The 18,556-nt window shown below is 63.5% G+C and carries 13 protein-coding genes (1 of these 13 running past the window's edge); 10 read left to right on the top strand and 3 right to left on the bottom strand.

Going from position 1 to position 18,556, the window contains the following annotated elements; genetic code table 11:
• The first annotated feature begins 137 nt into the window (after positions 1 to 137).
• The gene (locus tag O7A70_RS02765) at positions 138 to 707 is read left to right on the top strand and encodes a putative glycolipid-binding domain-containing protein (RefSeq protein ID WP_337138910.1); all 570 of its coding nucleotides are present in this window, start codon (positions 138 to 140) and stop codon (positions 705 to 707) included.
• Between the two features lie 18 nt (positions 708 to 725).
• Here the strand turns inward: O7A70_RS02765 and O7A70_RS02760 are convergent, their stop codons facing one another.
• Complete coding sequence (locus O7A70_RS02760) at positions 726 to 2,564, bottom strand: CHASE3 domain-containing protein (RefSeq protein WP_337139029.1); 1,839 nt, start codon at positions 2,562 to 2,564, stop codon at positions 726 to 728.
• Between the two features lie 242 nt (positions 2,565 to 2,806).
• Here O7A70_RS02760 and O7A70_RS02755 point away from each other — a divergent pair, with 242 nt between their 5' ends.
• The 8 genes from O7A70_RS02755 (at position 2,807) to O7A70_RS02720 (ending at position 14,646) form a co-directional block, all read left to right on the top strand.
• Positions 2,807 to 4,060: an aspartate kinase gene (locus O7A70_RS02755; RefSeq protein ID WP_015315600.1), complete on the top strand. Its 1,254-nt coding sequence runs from the start codon at positions 2,807 to 2,809 to the stop codon at positions 4,058 to 4,060.
• A gap of 82 nt (positions 4,061 to 4,142) precedes the next feature.
• Positions 4,143 to 6,413, top strand: a complete 2,271-nt coding sequence (gene ptsP, locus O7A70_RS02750; protein ID WP_337138909.1) for a phosphoenolpyruvate--protein phosphotransferase — start codon at positions 4,143 to 4,145, stop codon at positions 6,411 to 6,413.
• Between the two features lie 10 nt (positions 6,414 to 6,423).
• Entirely contained in the window at positions 6,424 to 7,503 is a 1,080-nt protein-coding gene (gene prfA / locus O7A70_RS02745) for a peptide chain release factor 1 (protein WP_337138908.1), read from the top strand.
• Positions 7,496 to 8,374, top strand: coding sequence for a peptide chain release factor N(5)-glutamine methyltransferase (gene prmC, locus O7A70_RS02740; protein WP_337138907.1), 879 nt, complete (start codon positions 7,496 to 7,498; stop codon positions 8,372 to 8,374). The genes prfA and prmC overlap by 8 nt, the downstream gene beginning before the upstream one ends.
• 301 nt (positions 8,375 to 8,675) lie before the next feature.
• A complete protein-coding gene (locus tag O7A70_RS02735) occupies positions 8,676 to 9,683 on the top strand; it encodes a DUF4167 domain-containing protein (RefSeq protein WP_337138906.1) in 1,008 nt (335 codons plus the stop codon).
• A 219-nt stretch (positions 9,684 to 9,902) separates the two neighbouring features.
• Positions 9,903 to 12,509: an ATP-dependent chaperone ClpB gene (gene clpB, locus O7A70_RS02730; protein ID WP_337138905.1), complete on the top strand. Its 2,607-nt coding sequence runs from the start codon at positions 9,903 to 9,905 to the stop codon at positions 12,507 to 12,509.
• Positions 12,510 to 12,648: 139 nt separating this feature from the next.
• Entirely contained in the window at positions 12,649 to 13,014 is a 366-nt protein-coding gene (locus O7A70_RS02725; RefSeq protein WP_337105321.1) for an MmcQ/YjbR family DNA-binding protein, read from the top strand.
• A 150-nt stretch (positions 13,015 to 13,164) separates the two neighbouring features.
• Positions 13,165 to 14,646 carry a L,D-transpeptidase family protein gene (locus O7A70_RS02720; protein ID WP_337138904.1) on the top strand — a complete coding sequence of 494 codons (1,482 nt, stop codon included), beginning with the start codon at positions 13,165 to 13,167 and terminating at the stop codon, positions 14,644 to 14,646.
• A gap of 144 nt (positions 14,647 to 14,790) precedes the next feature.
• On the opposite strand, the gene O7A70_RS02715 is transcribed toward O7A70_RS02720, so the two are convergent.
• A complete protein-coding gene (locus tag O7A70_RS02715) occupies positions 14,791 to 15,423 on the bottom strand; it encodes a TMEM175 family protein (protein WP_140712190.1) in 633 nt (210 codons plus the stop codon).
• Between the two features lie 152 nt (positions 15,424 to 15,575).
• Between O7A70_RS02715 and O7A70_RS02710 the strand changes: the two genes are divergently transcribed.
• Positions 15,576 to 17,129 carry an MFS transporter gene (locus O7A70_RS02710; RefSeq protein WP_337138903.1) on the top strand — a complete coding sequence of 518 codons (1,554 nt, stop codon included), beginning with the start codon at positions 15,576 to 15,578 and terminating at the stop codon, positions 17,127 to 17,129.
• Position 17,130: 1 nt separating this feature from the next.
• On the opposite strand, the gene O7A70_RS02705 is transcribed toward O7A70_RS02710, so the two are convergent.
• Positions 17,131 to 18,556, bottom strand: the 3' portion of a protein-coding gene (locus O7A70_RS02705) for a M23 family metallopeptidase (RefSeq protein ID WP_337138902.1). It continues 545 nt past the right edge of the window; 1,426 of the gene's 1,971 nt are visible here — the last part of the coding sequence; the start codon falls outside the window, past its right edge; its stop codon occupies positions 17,131 to 17,133.

Below are 18,556 nucleotides of genomic sequence, written 5' to 3'. Positions count from 1 at the left end.
AATGTCAAGGCAACATTTTCCCCTGCTGACATCGCGGCGCTCCATGTCAGGCCATGTCAGCTGCCGAGCATCGCCATGAAACACGATCGGCCTCGCGGACGAATGAGAAGCATCGTTTTGAACCAGAGGAGTGAGCGATGACAGCGACGCCGGTTTCGATCCTTTGGCGGAGGCTTGACCTCGAAGGGCATGACGGATGCCTGCTTTCGCGGACCGATAGCGGATGCAGCCTCGAGGGGCAGGCCATCTTCATCCAGGACGACAAGCCATGCTGCCTTGCCTATCGGGTAGACTGCGATACCGGTTGGCGTACTCAGTCGGCGCGCGTCAGCGGCTTTCTGGGCGGAAACAGGCTGCACCACGCGATCGAACGGGATTCCGACGGCCGGTGGATGCTGAACGGCGAACCGCAGCATGATGTGACCGGTCTTATCGACGTCGACCTCGGTTTCACGCCCGCGTCGAATCTGCTTGCGATCCGCCGGTTCGATCTTGGCATCGGCGCAACGACGCCCGCTCCGGCTGCTTACCTGACCTTTCCCAGACTGGAACTGGCGCGTCTCGAACAGACCTATCGGCGTCTTGATGAGACGCGCTACGCCTACGCCGCGCCCTTATTCGGCTATGACGAAATCCTCGGCGTCTCGCCGCACGGCTTCGTTGTCGACTACCCCGGCCTGTGGATAAGCGTGACTGCGTCAGGATGATGCGAGTTCCGGCGCCGCCTATTTCGTGTCCAGCACGTCGCGCAGCTTCGCTGCCAGTTGATCGATGGTGAACGGCTTGGCCAGGAAGTGCACGTCATGGTCGAGCACGCCGTTGTGGACCACGGCGTTCCTTGTGAAGCCGGTGGTGAAGACGACTTTCAGCCCGGGCTGGCGCGCGAGCGCTTCCTCGGCGAGCTTGCGGCCGTTCATCACCGGCATGACGATGTCGGTGAAAAGCAGGGCGATTCCGGGTGTCGCGGCGAGCTTCTGAAGGGCCTCCTGTCCGCCTGCCGCGTGGATGACGGTGTAGCCGAGTTCGCGCATGACGTCCGTCGTGGAAGCCCGCACGCGGGCGTCGTCCTCGACGACGAGGATCGTCTCGGTGACCGTGGCGGCGCCCTTGTCGCGCCCGGCTGGAACCGCCGGCTCCTCAGGTCCGAAAAGTCGGGGCAGATAGATCTTGATCGTCGTGCCTTCGCCGGGCTCGGAGTAGATCTTGACGTGGCCGCCCGACTGTTTGACGAAGCCGAACACCTGGCTCAGCCCAAGCCCCGTGCCCTTATTGACCGGCTTGGTCGTGAAGAAGGGCTCGAAGGCCCTGGTGATGATCTCAGGCGACATGCCCGCACCGGTGTCGGTAACCGCGATCATCACATATTGGCCAGGCGCGACGTCAGCGTGCGTCGATGCATAGGCCTCGTCGAGGTGGCTGTTGACGGTCTCGATGGTCAGCTTGCCGTCATTGTCCATGGCATCGCGGGCATTGACGGCCAGATTGAGGATCGCGTTCTCGAGCTGGTTGGGATCGGCGTGGATTTTCCACAGGCCGCCCGCCAGCACGGTTTCGATGCGGATGCCTTCACCCAGGGCACGGCGCAGAAGATCGGACATGCCGGTCAACAGCCGGTTGGTGTCGACAACCTGCGGCGCCAGAGGCTGCAGACGGGAGAAGGCAAGCAGGCGTGAGGTCAGATTGGCCGCACGGCTGGCCGCGTCCGTCGCGGCCTCGACGAGCTTTTCAATGTCATGTTCGCCCCGCTTCAGCTTGCGCTGGGCAAGGTTCATGGCGCTGAGGATGACCGCCAGCATGTTGTTGAAGTCGTGGGCGATCCCACCGGTCAACTGCCCGACGGCTTCCATCTTCTGCATCTGGCGTATCTGGGATTCGGCATTTTCACGCGTCTGGATCTCATTGCCGAGCTCGATGTTCTTGCGCATCAGCTCTTCCTGGGCGACGAGCACCTCGCGGAAGCGGCGGCGGGATTGACGGATGGTGTAGACACCAAGCAGGAAAATCCCCAGCAACGCAGCCAGCGAGCCGATGCGCAACCAGGCCTCGACCCGATCGGTATGCTCGTCGCGCGCGGCCACCGCGGCGGCGCCGATACGCCGGATCGTATCCATGCTGGCGCGGATTTCGTCCATGGCTGACTTGCCCTGGCCGCTGCGGACCAGTTGCAGGGCCTTTGCCGCGTCGCCTCGATCATAGAGGGCGATCGTCTGGGACAGCACAGCCTGCTCTTGCGAAAGCGCTTGCTTGATGTGGCTGATCTGCTGGATGATCTGATCATCGGGAGCGGCCGCGCTCTCGATCCGCGCCAGTTGTCCAGGAATTGCCTCGACGGCCTTCCGATAAGGCTCCAGATAGGATTTTTCACCTGTCAGCAGGTAGCCGCGCTGACCACTCTCGGCGTCTTGCGCCAGTGAAAGCAGCCCGGAAAGCTGCTCCTGGTATTCGATTGTCTCGCGCGCGGCGGCACGATTGGCCCTCTGGCTCTCGACGAGCACGGCACGGGCGCCGACGATCAGCGCCAGCGCGGCGAAGCCGGCGATAATCGGGAGCGGCTGCAATCGCATGGCGCGCCGAAGACGAGCAATCATCTGTTATGCCGAACCAAGAGGAATTCCCGCAGGCAGCATTTGGTAAGCGGCACCGGCCTGGAAGGCAATATGCCCTGTTGTTACGCAATCCGCCGTCAGCCTTGCGAAACCTTGCCCATTTGGTTAAGGAGGCCGCGCATTGAGCGGCCGGCGTCAGCCGAGCGCTTTTCTTCCGTTTTCGGCCTCGGGCCGGCTCCAGTCAAAGGCATTTCGCTTCCATGGCGCGTATCGTGATGAAATTCGGCGGAACCTCCGTCGCCGACATCGCCCGCATCCGCAATGTGGCGCGTCACGTCAAACGCGAAGTCGACGCCGGCCACGAGGTGGCGGTGGTGGTTTCGGCGATGGCCGGCAAGACCAATGAACTGGTCGGCTGGACGCGCGAAGCCTCGCCGATGCACGACGCACGCGAATATGACGCGGTCGTCGCTTCCGGCGAACAGGTCACGGCTGGCCTGCTCGCCATCACCTTGCAGAACATGGGCGTGCATGCGCGCTCCTGGCAAGGCTGGCAGATCCCGATCAAGACCGACAACGCGCATGGCGCGGCGCGCATTCTCGACATCGACGGCGCCTTCCTGGTCAAGCGCTTCGGCGAGGGGCAGGTGGCTGTCATCGCCGGTTTCCAGGGCATCGGGCCGGACAACCGCATCGCCACGCTTGGCCGCGGCGGCTCCGACACCAGCGCCGTGGCGATCGCCGCCGCGGTCAAGGCCGATCGCTGCGACATCTACACCGACGTCGACGGGGTCTACACCACCGATCCGCGCATCGAGCCCAAGGCGCGGCGGCTGGCCAAGATATCGTTCGAGGAAATGCTTGAAATGGCTTCGCTCGGCGCCAAGGTTCTGCAGGTGCGTTCGGTCGAGCTTGCCATGGTGCACAGGGTGCGTACCTTCGTGCGATCGTCCTTCGACGATCCCGATGCGCCCGGAATGGGGGATTTGCTCAATCCTCCGGGAACGCTCATTTGCGACGAGGAAGAGATCGTGGAACAGCAGGTCGTCACCGGAATTGCCTACGCCAAGGACGAAGCGCAGATTTCGCTGCGCCGTGTCGGCGACCGGCCAGGCGTCGCCGCCGGCATCTTCGGTCCCCTGGCCGAAGCCAACATCAATGTCGACATGATCGTCCAGAACATCTCCGAGGACGGCAAGCTGACCGACATGACCTTCACCGTGCCGTCGGGCGATGTCGACAAGGCGCTGGCCGTGCTCGACCGGCTGAAAGCCGAGATCGGCTATGATGTCGTGCAGTCGGAAGCCGGCATGTCGAAGGTTTCGGTCATCGGCATCGGCATGAGGAGCCATGCGGGTGTTGCCGCCACCGCCTTCAAGGCTCTCGCCGACAAGGCGATCAACATCCGCGCCATCACCACCTCCGAGATCAAGATTTCGATACTGATCGACGGTCCGTATACGGAACTTGCGGTTCGCACTTTGCATTCCGTCTACGGTCTGGATAAGCAGTAGCAAGACTGAATCAGTTGTTGCGTGCATGCCGGCCGCGGCGGAAACTGCGCCCGGCAAGAAGTTTATTGGAGAAGAAGCCGCGATGCGTGACCAGGCCAGCGGCCCGCGCGTTTTGCTGAAACGGCTCCGCGAGCTCATGCAGGAGCCGCTGGAGCCGCAGGAGCGGCTTGACCGGATCGTGCGCGACATCGCCTCCAACATGGTCGCCGAAGTCTGTTCGCTCTATGTGCTGCGCGCCGATTCGGTGCTCGAACTCTACGCCACCGAAGGTCTGAACCCGAACGCCGTCCACCTGGCGCAGTTGCGGCTGGGGCAAGGCCTGGTCGGCACGATCGCGGCGAGTGCCAGGCCGCTCAACCTGTCCAACGCGCAGGAACACCCGGCCTTCGCCTATCTGCCGGAGACCGGGGAGGAGATCTACAATTCCTTCCTCGGCGTCCCGGTGCTCAGGGCAGGGCGCACGCTGGGCGTCCTGGTTGTGCAGAACAAGACCATGCGCCATTACCGCGACGACGAGGTCGAGGCGCTGGAAACCACGGCCATGGTCATCGCCGAGATGATCGCCACCGGCGATCTGGCGCGGCTGACCCGGCCAGGCCTCGAACTCGACCTGCGCCGGCCTGTGAGCTTCACCGGCCTGTCCTTCAACGACGGCGTCGGGCTTGGCCATGTCGTGCTGCACGAGCCGCGCATCGTCGTCACCAATCTGTTCAACGAGGACAGCGAGGAAGAGGTCCGGCGGCTCGAAGCCTCGCTCGGTTCGCTCAGGCTCTCGATCGACGACATGCTGGAGCGCCGCGATGTCGCCTTCGAGGGCGAGCACCGCCAGGTGCTGGAAGCCTACCGCATGTTCGCCAACGACCGCGGCTGGGTCCGGCGGCTGGAAGAGGCGATCCGCAACGGCCTGACAGCGGAAGCGGCGGTGGAAAAGGTGCAGAGCGACATGCGCGCCCGCATGCTGCACATGACCGATCCCTACCTGCGTGAGCGGATGAGCGATTTCGACGATCTCGCCAACCGGCTGTTGCGCCAGCTGATGGGACGCGGACCCGAGGATGTCGCGGCCTCGCTGCCGAAGGACGCCATCATCGTCGCCCGCTCGATGGGCGCCGCTGAACTGCTCGACTATCCCCGCGACAAGCTGCGTGGCCTGGTGCTCGAGGATGGCGCGGCGACCAGTCATGTCGTCATCGTCGCGCGCGCCATGGGCATTCCCGTCGCCGGCCAGATGAAGGGCGCGGTTTCCATGGCGGAAAACGGCGATGCCATCATCGTCGACGGCGAGGAAGGCGCGATCCATCTGCGGCCGCAATCCGATCTCGAAGCCGCCTATGCTGAAAAAGTGCGGTTCCGGGCGCGCCGGCAGGAGGTCTACCGCGAGCTGCGCAAGAAGCCATCGACGACCAGGGATGGTGTCCAGGTCGACCTGTTGATGAATGCCGGGCTTGCCGTCGACCTGCCGCAGTTGGCGGAGGCGGGCGCTGCCGGCATTGGCCTGTTTCGCACGGAACTGCAGTTCATGGTCGCCTCGACCTTTCCACGCGCGGAAGCCCAGGAAAAGCTCTATCGCGACGTGCTCGAGGCCGCACGCGGCAAGCCGGTCACCTTCCGCACCATCGACATTGGTGGCGACAAGGTGCTGCCCTACTTCAAGGGGGCGATCCAGGAAGAGAATCCGGCGCTCGGCTGGCGGGCAATCCGCCTGACGCTCGACCGGCCGGGCTTGCTGCGCACACAGATACGCGCCTTGCTCAAGGCCAGCGGCGGGCGCGAGCTCAAGCTGATGCTGCCGATGGTGACCGAGCTTGGCGAAATCGCCCAGGCGCGCGAAATCATCGACCGCGAGGTGCGGCATCTCTCACGCTTCGCCCACCACCTGCCGACCAGTCTCAAACTGGGCGCCATGCTGGAAGTGCCGTCGCTTCTGTTCCAGCTCGACGAACTGATGAAGGCGGTCGACTTCGTCTCGGTCGGGTCGAACGATCTTTTCCAGTTCGTCATGGCGGTCGACCGCGGCAACACGCAACTGGCCAACCGCTTCGATACGTTGTCGGCGCCGTTCCTGCGCGTGCTCAAACAGATCGCCGACGCCGGCGTCCGCAATCATACGCCCGTCACCCTGTGCGGTGAACTCGCCGGCAAGCCGATTTCGGCGATGGCGCTGATCGGGCTTGGTTTCCGCTCGATCTCGATGTCGCCAGCCTCGATCGGTCCGGTCAAGGCGATGCTGACGGAGCTGCCGCTGGAGGAGTTGGAGGCTTTCTTCGAAGACAATCTGATGGCGCCGGCGCAAGGGCTGCCGATGCGGGCGCTGCTGCAGGCCTTCGCCGACGACCGCTCGATCCCGTTGTAGCACCCTCATCATGGTCAATTTGCCCCGCGATCGTATGGATCAAGTCGTCAAGCGTTTCGAGATGCTCGAAGCGCAGATGTCGGCCGGACCGGCGCCGGATGCCTATGTGAAGATGGCATCCGAATATGCCGAGTTGCAGGAGATGGTGGCCAAGGTCAGGGAATTGCGCTCGGCCGAGCATGAGCAGGCCGATCTCGAAGCGATGCTCGCCGACAAGGGCACCGACGCCGAGATGCGGGCGCTCGCCGAAGCCGATCTGCCCGGCGTCGAGGAGCGCATCGAGGCGCTGCAGAAGGACATCCAGATCCTTCTCCTGCCCAGGGATGCCGCCGACGACAAGAACGCCATCCTCGAAATTCGCGCCGGCACCGGTGGCGATGAGGCAGCACTCTTCGCCGGCGACCTGTTTCGCATGTATGAGCGCTACGCCGCCGAACGCGGCTGGCGGTTCGAAACGGTTTCGGCGAGCGACGGCGATGCAGGCGGCTTCAAGGAAATCATCGCCACGATCTCAGGCAAGGGTGTGTTCGCCCATCTGAAATTCGAGTCCGGGGTGCATCGCGTCCAGCGTGTGCCGGCAACCGAGGCCAGCGGGCGCATCCACACGTCCGCCGCCACCGTCGCCGTGCTGCCGGAAGCGGAAGAGGTCGACATCGACATCAGGGCCGAGGACATCCGCATCGACACCATGCGCGCCTCCGGCTCCGGCGGCCAGCACGTCAACACCACCGATTCCGCGGTCCGCATCACCCATTTGCCGACCGGCATCATGGTGGTGCAGGCGGAGAAGTCGCAGCACCAGAACCGGGCCAAGGCCATGCAGATCCTGCGTGCCCGGCTCTATGACATGGAGCGCAGCAAGGCAGACGAGGAGCGTTCCGAATCGCGCAAGTCGCAGGTCGGTTCGGGCGACCGCTCGGAGCGCATCCGCACCTATAATTTTCCGCAAGGCCGCGTCACCGACCATCGCATCAACCTGACGCTCTACAAGCTCGACCGGGTGATGATGGGTGAACTCGACGAAATCGTCGACGCGCTGATCGCCGATCACCAGTCGAAGCTGCTGGCCGATATCGGCCTCGATGGCTGACCATCTGCCCGAGGCGCTGGGGCCGCTGCTGCGGGAAGCGCGGAGCCGGCTTGCCGCAGCCGGTATCGATGATCCCGCGCTCGATGCGCGGCTGATCGTCGAGCACTATTCCGGCACGACGCGCACCCAGGCCATTGCCGACCCCTGGCGCAAGATCGACGGCGACGCCATCGCCGCGATCGACGGCGCCCTGAGACGGCGAGCCGGTGGCGAACCGGTGCATCGCATCCTCGGCTATCGCGAATTCTACGGTTTGCGCCTGTCGCTGTCGCCGGAGACGCTGGAGCCGCGGCCGGACACCGAAACGCTGGTCGAGGCGGTGCTGCCTTTCGTCAAGGCAATGGTCGCGCGGGAGGGGGCATGCCGCATCCTCGATCTCGGCACCGGGACCGGCGCGATCGCCCTGGCGCTGCTGAGCGTCGTGCCGGCCGCGACCGCCACCGGTGTCGACATTTCCGCCGGCGCGCTGGCAATGGCAGCCCGCAATGCCGGGCAATTCGGGCTCGGCGGCCGGTTCACGACGGTTCAGTCGGACTGGTTCGAAAAAGTTTCCGGCCGGTACCATGTAATTGCCGCAAACCCTCCCTATATACCAACTCGAGAGATTGGAAATCTGCAGGACGAAGTCCGCGATTTCGACCCGCGTGTTGCCTTGGATGGCGGCGTGGATGGGCTGAACCCGTACAGGATCATCGCCGCCGAGGCGGCAAGGTTTCTGGAAGCCGAAGGCAGGATTGCGGTCGAGATCGGCCACACACAAAGCAACGACGTCAACGATATATTTCGCGCGGCCGGTTACACGGGCGGCGAGGTGTTTGGCGATCTCGGCGGAAACGACAGGGTTCTTGTTTTTCAACGGGCAACGTCTTGACGCAGTGCAAAAAAAGCGCTTGGCAATACCGGGGAATGCGGCTAGGGTCGCGTTACCGGATGAGACGAAGCAGGCAGTGCTCTTAGCGATTCGGTTTCCTTGGAAATAGCTGCCTTCTTGCGCAAACGACGCCAAGCTTCGTGCGGGAATCGTCCGGCAAGTGATGTAACCGGAACAGGATGACACGTGGCGCCAACGCAATCGATGCGGGCGAACGCCGGTGAAGAAACGAAACGGTTGGCTGCATGAGCGCCTCCGTTCGTGAAGAGTTTTTCGAAAATTTCAAGATGAAGAGAGTCGAATGAGGCCACAACAGCAGAACAGGCGCATGCGCGGTCGCAACAACAATGGCGGCGGCGGTGGGAACAACAATAACAATAACAATAACAACAACCGCAAGGGCCCGAATCCGCTAACGCGCAATTACGAGAGCAACGGCCCGGACGTGAAAATCCGTGGATCGGCTCAGCAGATCGCCGAAAAATACGCCACCCTTGCCCGTGACGCGCACAGCTCCGGCGACCGGGTGATGGCGGAGAACTATCTCCAGCACGCCGAACACTACAACCGCATCATCGCCGCCGCGCAGGCGCAGATGCCGATCCAGAACGTCCAGCAGTCGCGCGACGAGTTCGACGAGGACGGCGATGAGGATCGCGACGAGTTTGACAATGCCGTCAACAGCGGGGCCGTCAACAGCGGGGCCGGCAACAGCGGGGCGGGCAATAGCGGGGCGGGCAATAGCAGCGGCAATGCCGGTTCCGATGCCCAAATTCCGGTGGTCAACCATGGCGCCGGCCCTCAGCCAGTGATCGAGGGCATGCCAGCGGAAGTTGCGCTGAACCGGGAAAGCGGCCGTGACAACCGCGACAGTGGCGGGCGCAACAATAGCGGCCGCGACAACAATGGCGGGCGTCATCGCGATCGCCGCCCTAACGGCGGCTACGGTCAGAGCGGCCAGCGCGATTATGCTTCTTCAGCCGAACAAGGCGGCCAGCAGCAGCGCAACGAGGCCTCGGGGCAGACAGAAGTTCAGGCAGAGCCCGCTTCGCCGTCCGAGAACGTCGCGGCAGCCGAGCCGGCTCCCCGGTTCGAGAATTTTTCACCGGCAGGTCTGGCCGCCCAGGCCGAACTCAATGAGGCGGCCGCCGAGAGCGGTGCTGCCCGCCGCCCACGGCGTCCGCGCCGTCCGCGCACCAATGCCGATCAAGTCGAGAGCGGCGGCGAAAATGGGGCTGCGGGCGAGACAGCGGCGGCTCCGGTCGAAAGCGGCAGTGCCGACCCCGTGGTTTCCGACGTCGACAATTGAGCGAACGGCATTTCAAGGCATTGGACGGCGGAGAGAAATCTCCGCCGTTTTCGTTTGCGCTGACGTGGAATATTATGCACCTGCCATGTCGCGACGTCTTGAGGGGCCGGGGTCCGTGCACCATATCTGGCCTGAACAGGATCCGGCTCGAATGGGCGGGTCCGTCACCGCAATCTGATCCGGTGCCGCAAAGCGGGCCGGTGATGGAAGGAGACAAATATGAACCTCGAGAAATACTCCGAGCGCGTGCGCGGCTTTATCCAGTCCGCGCAGACGATGGCGCTCTCCCGGAACCACCAGCAATTCACTCCCGAACACATTCTGAAAGTCCTCGTCGACGATGACGAGGGCCTGGCCGCGTCGCTGATCGAGCGTGCCGGCGGCAATGTCCGCGACGTCAAGCTCGGCGTCGAGACGGCGCTCGAGGCGATGCCCAAGGTGGAGGGTGGCAATGGCCAGCTCTATCTGGCGCAGCCGCTGGCCAAGGTGTTCTCGATCGCCGAGGACCTAGCCAAGAAGGCCGGTGACAGCTTTGTCACCGTCGAGCGGCTGCTGCAGGCGCTTGCCATGGAAAAATCGGCAAAGACGGCCGAAATCCTGGCCAAGGCCGGTGTCACCGCACAGGCGCTGAACCAGGTCATCAACGACGTCCGCAAGGGCCGCACCGCCGATTCGGCGAGTGCCGAACAAGGCTATGACGCGCTGAAGAAATATGCACGCGACCTCACCGCGGACGCGCGCGCGGGCAAGCTCGATCCGGTCATCGGCCGCGACGACGAGATCCGCCGCACCATCCAGGTGCTGTCGCGCCGCACCAAGAACAACCCGGTGCTGATCGGCGAGCCGGGCGTCGGCAAGACGGCGATCGCCGAAGGCCTGGCGCTGCGCATCGTCAATGGCGACGTGCCGGAATCGCTGAAGGACAAGCAGCTGATGGCGCTCGACATGGGCGCATTGATCGCTGGCGCCAAATATCGTGGCGAGTTCGAGGAGCGGCTGAAGGCCGTGCTCTCCGAAGTCACCTCGGCAAGTGGCAACATCATCCTGTTCATCGACGAGATGCACACGCTGGTCGGTGCCGGCAAGGCGGACGGCGCCATGGATGCGTCGAACCTTCTGAAACCGGCCCTGGCGCGCGGCGAACTGCACTGCGTCGGCGCCACCACGCTCGATGAATACAGGAAGCATGTCGAGAAGGATGCCGCACTCGCCCGCCGCTTCCAGCCGGTCTTCGTCGACGAGCCGACGGTGGAGGACACGGTCTCGATCCTGCGCGGCCTGAAGGAGAAATATGAGCAGCACCACAAGGTGCGTATCTCCGATTCGGCGCTGGTGGCGGCGGCGACGCTGTCCAACCGCTACATTGCCGACCGCTTCCTGCCTGACAAGGCGATCGACCTCGTCGACGAAGCCGCGTCGCGGCTCAGGATGCAGGTCGATTCCAAGCCTGAGGCGCTGGATGAGATCGACCGCCGCATCATGCAGCTCAAGATCGAGCGGGAAGCGCTGAAGGTCGAGACGGACGAAGCCTCGAAGGACCGGCTCGCCCGGCTGGAAAAGGAACTTGTCGGCCTGGAGGAGGAATCGACCGAGATTACTTCGAAGTGGCAGGCCGAGAAGCAGAAGCTTGGGCTTGCCGCCGACTTGAAGAAGCAGCTCGACGAGGCGCGCAACGACCTTGCCATTGCCCAGCGCAAGGGTGAGTTCCAGCGCGCCGGGGAGCTTGCCTATGGCAAGATCCCGGAACTGGAAAAGAAGCTGAAGGAGGCCGAGGCCCAGGACGGCAAGGCCGGCATGGTCGAGGAAGTGGTCACGCCCGACCACGTCGCCCATATCGTGTCGCGCTGGACCGGCATTCCGGTCGACAAGATGCTGCAGGGCGAGCGCGACAAGCTGTTGCGCATGGAAGACGAGATCGGCAAGCGTGTCGTCGGCCAGGGCGAGGCGGTGCAGGCGGTTTCCAAGGCGGTGCGGCGCGCCCGTGCGGGCCTGCAGGATCCGAACCGGCCGATCGGCTCGTTCATGTTCCTTGGCCCGACCGGCGTCGGCAAAACGGAGCTCACCAAGGCTTTGGCCAACTTCCTGTTCGACGATGAGACGGCGCTGGTGCGCCTCGACATGTCCGAGTACATGGAGAAGCACTCCGTCGCCCGGCTGATCGGCGCGCCTCCCGGCTATGTCGGCTATGAGGAAGGCGGCGCGCTGACCGAAGCGGTGCGGCGCCGGCCCTATCAGGTCGTGCTGTTCGATGAGATCGAAAAGGCGCATCCCGATGTGTTCAACGTTCTGTTGCAGGTGCTCGATGACGGCCGGCTCACCGACGGGCAGGGCCGCACCGTCGATTTCCGCAACACGCTGATCATCATGACGTCCAATCTCGGCGCCGAATATCTGGTCAATCTCGGCGAGGACCAGGATGTCGATGCCGTGCGAGACGAAGTGATGGGCATGGTCAGGGCATCGTTCCGGCCGGAGTTCCTCAATCGCGTCGACGAGGTGATCCTGTTCCACCGGCTGCGCCGCAAGGACATGGATCGTATCGTCGAGATCCAGCTCAAGCGGCTGGAGAGCCTGCTGACCGATCGCAAGATCACGCTGTCGCTGGATCCCGAGGCGATCGAGTGGCTGGCTGCCAAGGGTTATGACCCCGCTTATGGTGCCAGGCCACTGAAGCGGGTGATGCAGAAGCATCTGCAGGATCCGCTGGCGGAAAAGATCCTGCTAGGCGAGATCCTGGACGGCTCGACGGTCAAGGTCACTGCCGGTTCCGACCGGCTGAATTTCCGCTCCAAGCCGACGATCGTGGCGGCCGAGGCGGCGGCCTGATCGATGCATGTCGCCCAAAAGCGACCTCGCTTTTGGGACAACGACATGCACAAGACAAAGATCTGAAGCGCGCCGCGCTTTGGAGTGCCGCGCGTCCATTCCGGATGCGCGGCGTTTTCTATGAGAAGTGGGGGCAGGATTGACGCTGGACGATTACAACGGTTTCTGCGCCTCGCTGCCTGCAACGAACCACGTGGTGCAGTGGGGCGGCGCCCATGTCTGGAAGGTCGGGACCAAGGTGTTTGCGATCGGTGGCTGGGATCAGGGCCAGCACCTCTTCGTCACCTTCAAATGCTCCGACATCGCCTATGACGTGCTCAAGGAGCAGCCTGGCCTGCGGCCCGCACCCTATCTTGCCTCGCGCGGCATGAAATGGATCCAGCGTCAGACAAGCCAGAGCATGGATGATGGTGCGCTGAAGGACTATCTGCGCGAGAGCCACCGCCTGGTTGCCCTGAAGCTGACGAAGCAGGCGCGCAAGGAATTGGGGCTTGGCGCAGGCTAGCCAATATTCCTCGAGGCGCCGGAAAACCGCCATCTTCATGCCCGGTTCATATCGGAACCATATGGTGGGTAACTGGTTTGCTGGCGAAGGGGTTCGCCGAACTGGACAACGCCAGGCGGCGGCACATACGGACCGGAGAGTTTCGCCACTATGCTGCGCACTATCTTCACCCTTTCGGCGCTTGTTGCGGGACTGGTGTTTTCCAACGCGTTCGCGGCGACGACGCGTGACGGCGCAGCCCAGCCTGTCCGCGCGGCCGGGAGCGGCGGCATTCTGCTCGCCCAGGACGGCAATCTCGATATTTATTACGATGCCAGGGGCAATCGCGTCATCGTCGACGCAGATACCGGCAAGGTGATCGCCATCCAGCCGCCGCAGACACGGCTTGACCGGCGCGTGCTACGCCGCGAAACAAGGCTGCGTCAACTAGGCCGTGCCCCCACCGACGACGACCGCTATTATCTCGACGATCCCCAGGACATGGCCCGCTTCCGCCGCAAGCAGCTGGAAGAGGAAGGACGGGTCATCCCGCCGCCAGCCGACGAATATGATCCCGACAACAACAATTCCGTCGATGCCTATCCGCCGGCGCCGCAGGACGACGGCAGTTACGACAACAATTATCCCGACGCGCCGCAGCCGAACATCCAGCGCCAGCCGCTGAACGAGGCGTCGATAAACCCCGTCCAGCCGACAGTCCCGACGGAAGAGGCGGCGCCCTCCGACCAGGCGGCACTGCCGCCAAATGCTGGCGGCAAGACGTCGGTCGATCCGTCGCTTTCACTGGGCGCACGCCAGGATGTAGCAGCACTGCAGGTGCTGCTCGACCGGGGCGGGGCTTCGCCGGGCGTCATCGACGGGCGCTTCGGTTCGAATGTCGACAAGGCGCTGGCGGCCTACAACCAGATCAACGGCAGCAGCCTCAAATCGACCGATGCGGTCGGCATCCAGTCAGCACTCTCGCAATCCGGCGGCGACGCGTTCGCCAACTACACCATCACGGCGGAGGACGCAGCCGGTCCCTATGTCGCCTCCATCCCGGAAGACTACAGCCAGAAGGCGCAGCTCGACCGCATGGGCTATACGTCAGTGACCGAGGCGCTGGCCGAGCGCTTCCACATGGACGAGAACTATCTCAAGGCGCTCAATCGGGACGCCAACTTCAATCGTCCCGGCACGATCGTCAAGGTCGCGAATTTCGGCAGACTGGTCTCGACGCCGGTTGCCCGCATCGTTGCCGACAAGGGCAAGAAGGAAGTCTTCGCCTATGACGCGTCGGGCAAGCTGGTCGCGGCCTATCCCGCCACCATCGGCTCGTCGGACACGCCGTCCCCGACCGGCATCCATGCCGTGTCGCGTGTCGCGCTCGATCCGAACTACACCTACAATCCCAACATCAACTTCAAGCAGGGCGAGAACAACAAGATCCTGACCATTCCGCCTGGGCCCAATGGTCCGGTCGGATCGGTGTGGATCGCCCTGGACAAGCCGACCTACGGTATCCACGGCACGCCGGAGCCGTCGAAGATCGGCAAGACCGAAAGCCATGGCTGCGTGCGGTTGACCAATTGGGATGCACGGGAGCTCGCCAAGCTGGTCTCGCCGGGCGTGCCGGTGGAGTTCGTCGAATAGGGTATGTCGATAGTCAGGTGACGCCGGCCGCACGTCCGGTGTCCACGTACCCGAAAATACGCTCCGCTCCGGTTCTCGGTATCAACCATTTTCGACTCGGCCTGACCTGAATCTCAACGCATCCCAAGTCAGCTTCGCCAAATTTCAACCAATGATCCTGCGCACCCACTTCACATTCGGCGTTGCCGCATAGATCAACTGCATCACCAGAATGAAGCCGACGCTCAGCAGCGGGGTGATCAGGCAAAGTGCGGCACCGACAGCCCACAGGATCTGCGCCTTGACGATGCGCAGGTAGACGGTGCGCTTCGTTTGCGCGTCGACATCCTCCGCGACAAAGCCGCTCTTCTCCGCATAACGCCAGCTGGCGAACAGCGTGATGCCGAGCATCAACAGGTTTAGCCAGTAAACCAGCACCGCGGTCCTGAACTCGAGGAAGTCGGCCAGGAGGTCGGTTGAGAACGGCAAGAGCGCGATGAAGGCGAGAAAGCAGAGGTTCAGCGTGGCCAGCCGTCTGTCGGATTTGGCGATCAAACCATGCTGCGCCTGCTGGCCGAACCAGAAGATGGTCAGGGTCAGGAAACTCAAGGCATAGGTGAGGAAGCGGGGCGCCAATGCCGCGACGGCGACGAGAAGATCGTGTTCGGAATGGATGGCCTCATGTACCGGCACCCTGATCTCGAGCACGATCAGGGTGAGTGCGATGGCAAACACGCCATCGGTGATACCGACGATACGGCCGCGCCCCTCAACCGATGCTTCGAGTGGACGCTTCATCGATTTCTCCCGCCTGCGGCTCTTGGGAAATCTAGCATGACTGCGGCGGTTTGCATCGGGGCAGATGCGATCCCTAGCAATATGGCTGGTTTCAAGGACAACAAGCTTCTGGCTGGTTGTTGCCGGCGCGTCGGCGGTCTAATTAGGGTGGCATGCATTCGCCCAATGAAGCCGCCGCCGTTCCGCTGACCGCTCCGGTCGCGAACGGTACGTTCTGTCCGCAGTCGCAGCGCAGGTACGTGCTGATCGCGGCGATACTGGCTTCGGCGCTCGGCTTCATCGACGGTTCCATCCTGGCGATCGCCATGCCGGCGTTGCGCGCCGATCTTGGCGCCAGCCTGGCGGAAGCGCAGTGGATTTCCAATGCCTACGCGCTGACGCTCTCGGCGCTGATCCTCGCCGGCGGTGCCGCGGGCGACCGGTTCGGGCTGCGCCGTGCGTTCGTGGCCGGCATTGGCCTGTTCGTCGCCACCTCGCTTGCCTGTGCGCTGGCGCCGAACGCTGTCGTGCTGATCGCGTTTCGCGCTCTCCAGGGCATCGGTGCCGCGATCATGGTGCCAGGCAGTCTCGCCATCATCGCCAAGGCCTATCCGAAGAAGGAACGCGGCCGCGCGATCGGCATCTGGGCGGCGGCCTCGGCGCTGACGACGGCGCTTGGCCCGGTGCTGGGCGGTTTCGTGCTTTCGACCTTCGGCAACGGCGTCTGGCGCGCCATCTTCGCCATCAATCTGCCGCTCGGGCTGGTTTCGATCTATCTGCTGTTGGCCAAGATCCCGGCGGACCAGCCAGCCGAAAAGCGCAGCCTGGATCTCAGCGGCGCAGGGCTCGCGACACTGGCCTTCGGATCGCTGGCCTACGGGCTGACGGCGATGAGCGCCGAAGGGGGCGGGCTGATGTCGGGCCCGGCGATCGTTGCCGGCGTGGTGCTGCTTGTCGTCTTCATCCTCTACGAGCGCTGGCAGCGCGAGCCGATGATCGATCTCAGCCTGTTTCGCGTCAAGGCTTTCGCCGGCGCCAACCTAGCGACCTTCTTCCTCTATTTCGCGCTGTCGGCCAATTTGTTCTACCTGCCGATGCTCTTGATCGCCGGCTGGGGGCTGAGTTCGGCCGAGGTCGGTTTCATCTTCCTACCGCTGTCGGCTTTGATCGCGCTGCTGTCAGGACCGGTCGGGCAGTGGTCGGACCGGATCGGCCCCCGCTTTCCGATCGCCGCCGGCAGTCTCGTCGTCGCCATCGCTTTTGCTGGCCTTGCGCTGCTTACCTATGCCGGCATCCACAATTTCTGGACCGGCACCTTTCCGCTTATGGCGGTGATGGGGCTTGGCATGGCGCTGGTCGTGTCGCCGCTGTCGACAGCGATCATGACTTCGGTCGAGGATAAGGATACGGGTGCCGCGTCCGGCATCAACAACGCCGTCTCGCGCGTCGGCGGCCTGATCGCGGTGGCGGCGATGGGCTCGCTCGCCGCTTGGGTTTATGCGCTGGGCGTGGGCCACGCGTCCGGAATCCCCGGTTTCGGCGAGCCGCCGCCGGCCGGGCTTGCAGCTGATATCAATGCAATAAGGGTTGCCGCCGGCGATTCGGCTTTTGCGGCGGTTGCCGTGGTCACGGCGCTCCTTTGCCTGCTGTCGGCGATCGTCGCCTGGATTACGGTGCCTGGGCAAGCGTCGCCCTGGCCGGCGCAAACCGAGAATTCGCGCGACTGACTCAGCCTTCGATCTTGGCGCTGGCGACCTTCAGCGAATTGCCGTCTTCCTGTTTCAGCAGATCGTCGATGCGCTCGCGCTCGCGCTTGAAGGCGACGAGATCGTCGCCCTTCAGCACCTTGCCGACCGGCAGACGCACGCGCATCGAATCGACCTTGGTGCCGTTGACGATCAACTCGTAGTGCAGATGCGGACCGGTGGAGAGACCGGTCTGGCCGAGATAACCAATGACCTGGCCCTGGCGAACCCGAACGCCCGGCTCAATGCCTTTGGCAAAGGCGCTCTGGTGATTGTAGGAGGTCTCGTAGCCGTTGGCATGGCGCAGGATGATCTGCTTGCCATAGCCGCCGGCCCAGCCCGCCTTCTCGACGACGCCATTGCCGGCGGCGATGATCGGCGATCCGATCGGGGCAGCCCAATCGGTGCCCGTGTGCATGCGGACATAGCCTAGGATAGGATGCTTGCGCGCACCAAAGCCGGAGGTGAATCTCCCGTTGGGCAGTGGGTTGCGCAGTAGAAACTGCTGGGCGCTCGATCCATCCTGGTCGAAATAGTCCGTACTGCCGTCCTGCATCTGGAAGCGGTAGAAATTGCGCGTCGTGCCGCCAAAGGTTGCCGAGACATAGAGAAGCTCGGAATTGTCCGACGTCTGGTCGTCGCCATCAGGCTGCGAGAACAGCACTTCGAGGCGATCCGACGGATTGAGTCGCGACTGGAAGTCGACGCCAGACGCCAGCAGCTTGATCAGCCGCTGGGTCATCGCCTTGGACATGCCATAGGAATAGGCGGTGCGGTAGATGCCGTCATAGACGTTGGGCAGATTGCCGCGCACCACCACCGGCGCCGATGAATCGTCGAATGCCGTCAGCAATTCGGGATTGGGCTCCGGCTCCTGCGCCGGCACGTACTGGCCGCGATCGTCGAGCGCGATAGTGACGATATGCGTGGTCTTGTCGTAGACGCTGGTGCGCACGACCTTTGCGGCATCGCCGTGAACCTCGAGACCAACACGCAGCACCGTTCCTGCCTTGAGCGCCGGGGCGTTGAGCAGCTTGGCGATCGCTTCGGCCATGCCGGTGGCATCGTCGCCCGTATAGCCCGAATCGGCAAAGGCCTCGGTGAGGTCGGTGTCCTTGGTGAAGGGGATGATTTCCTCGGCGAAAGCCGGCGCCTGGTCGTCAGCGTTCGCACGCGGCGACACCGAAACGTTTTCCGGCACGATCTTCACGTCGTAGGAGCCGGCCATGCTCTCGGCGAAGGCTTCGCCGAATCGCTGCGGATCGACATAATGGAGTGAAGCCACCTGCACGGCGCCGTCGCTGAGGTCGGTACCGGCTTCGCGTACCACCTTTTCCACTTCGTCGGCTGACAGGTCGCTCTTTTCGTCGAAGGAAGCCGTCTCGATCGGGAAATCGACGGTCTTCAGG

The organism is Mesorhizobium sp. Cs1299R1N1, assembly GCF_037179655.1.
Lineage (GTDB): Bacteria > Pseudomonadota > Alphaproteobacteria > Rhizobiales > Rhizobiaceae > Mesorhizobium > Mesorhizobium salmacidum.
The sequence above is the reverse complement of the archived record's forward strand: the minus strand, read 5'-3'. Positions and strand labels throughout refer to the sequence as shown.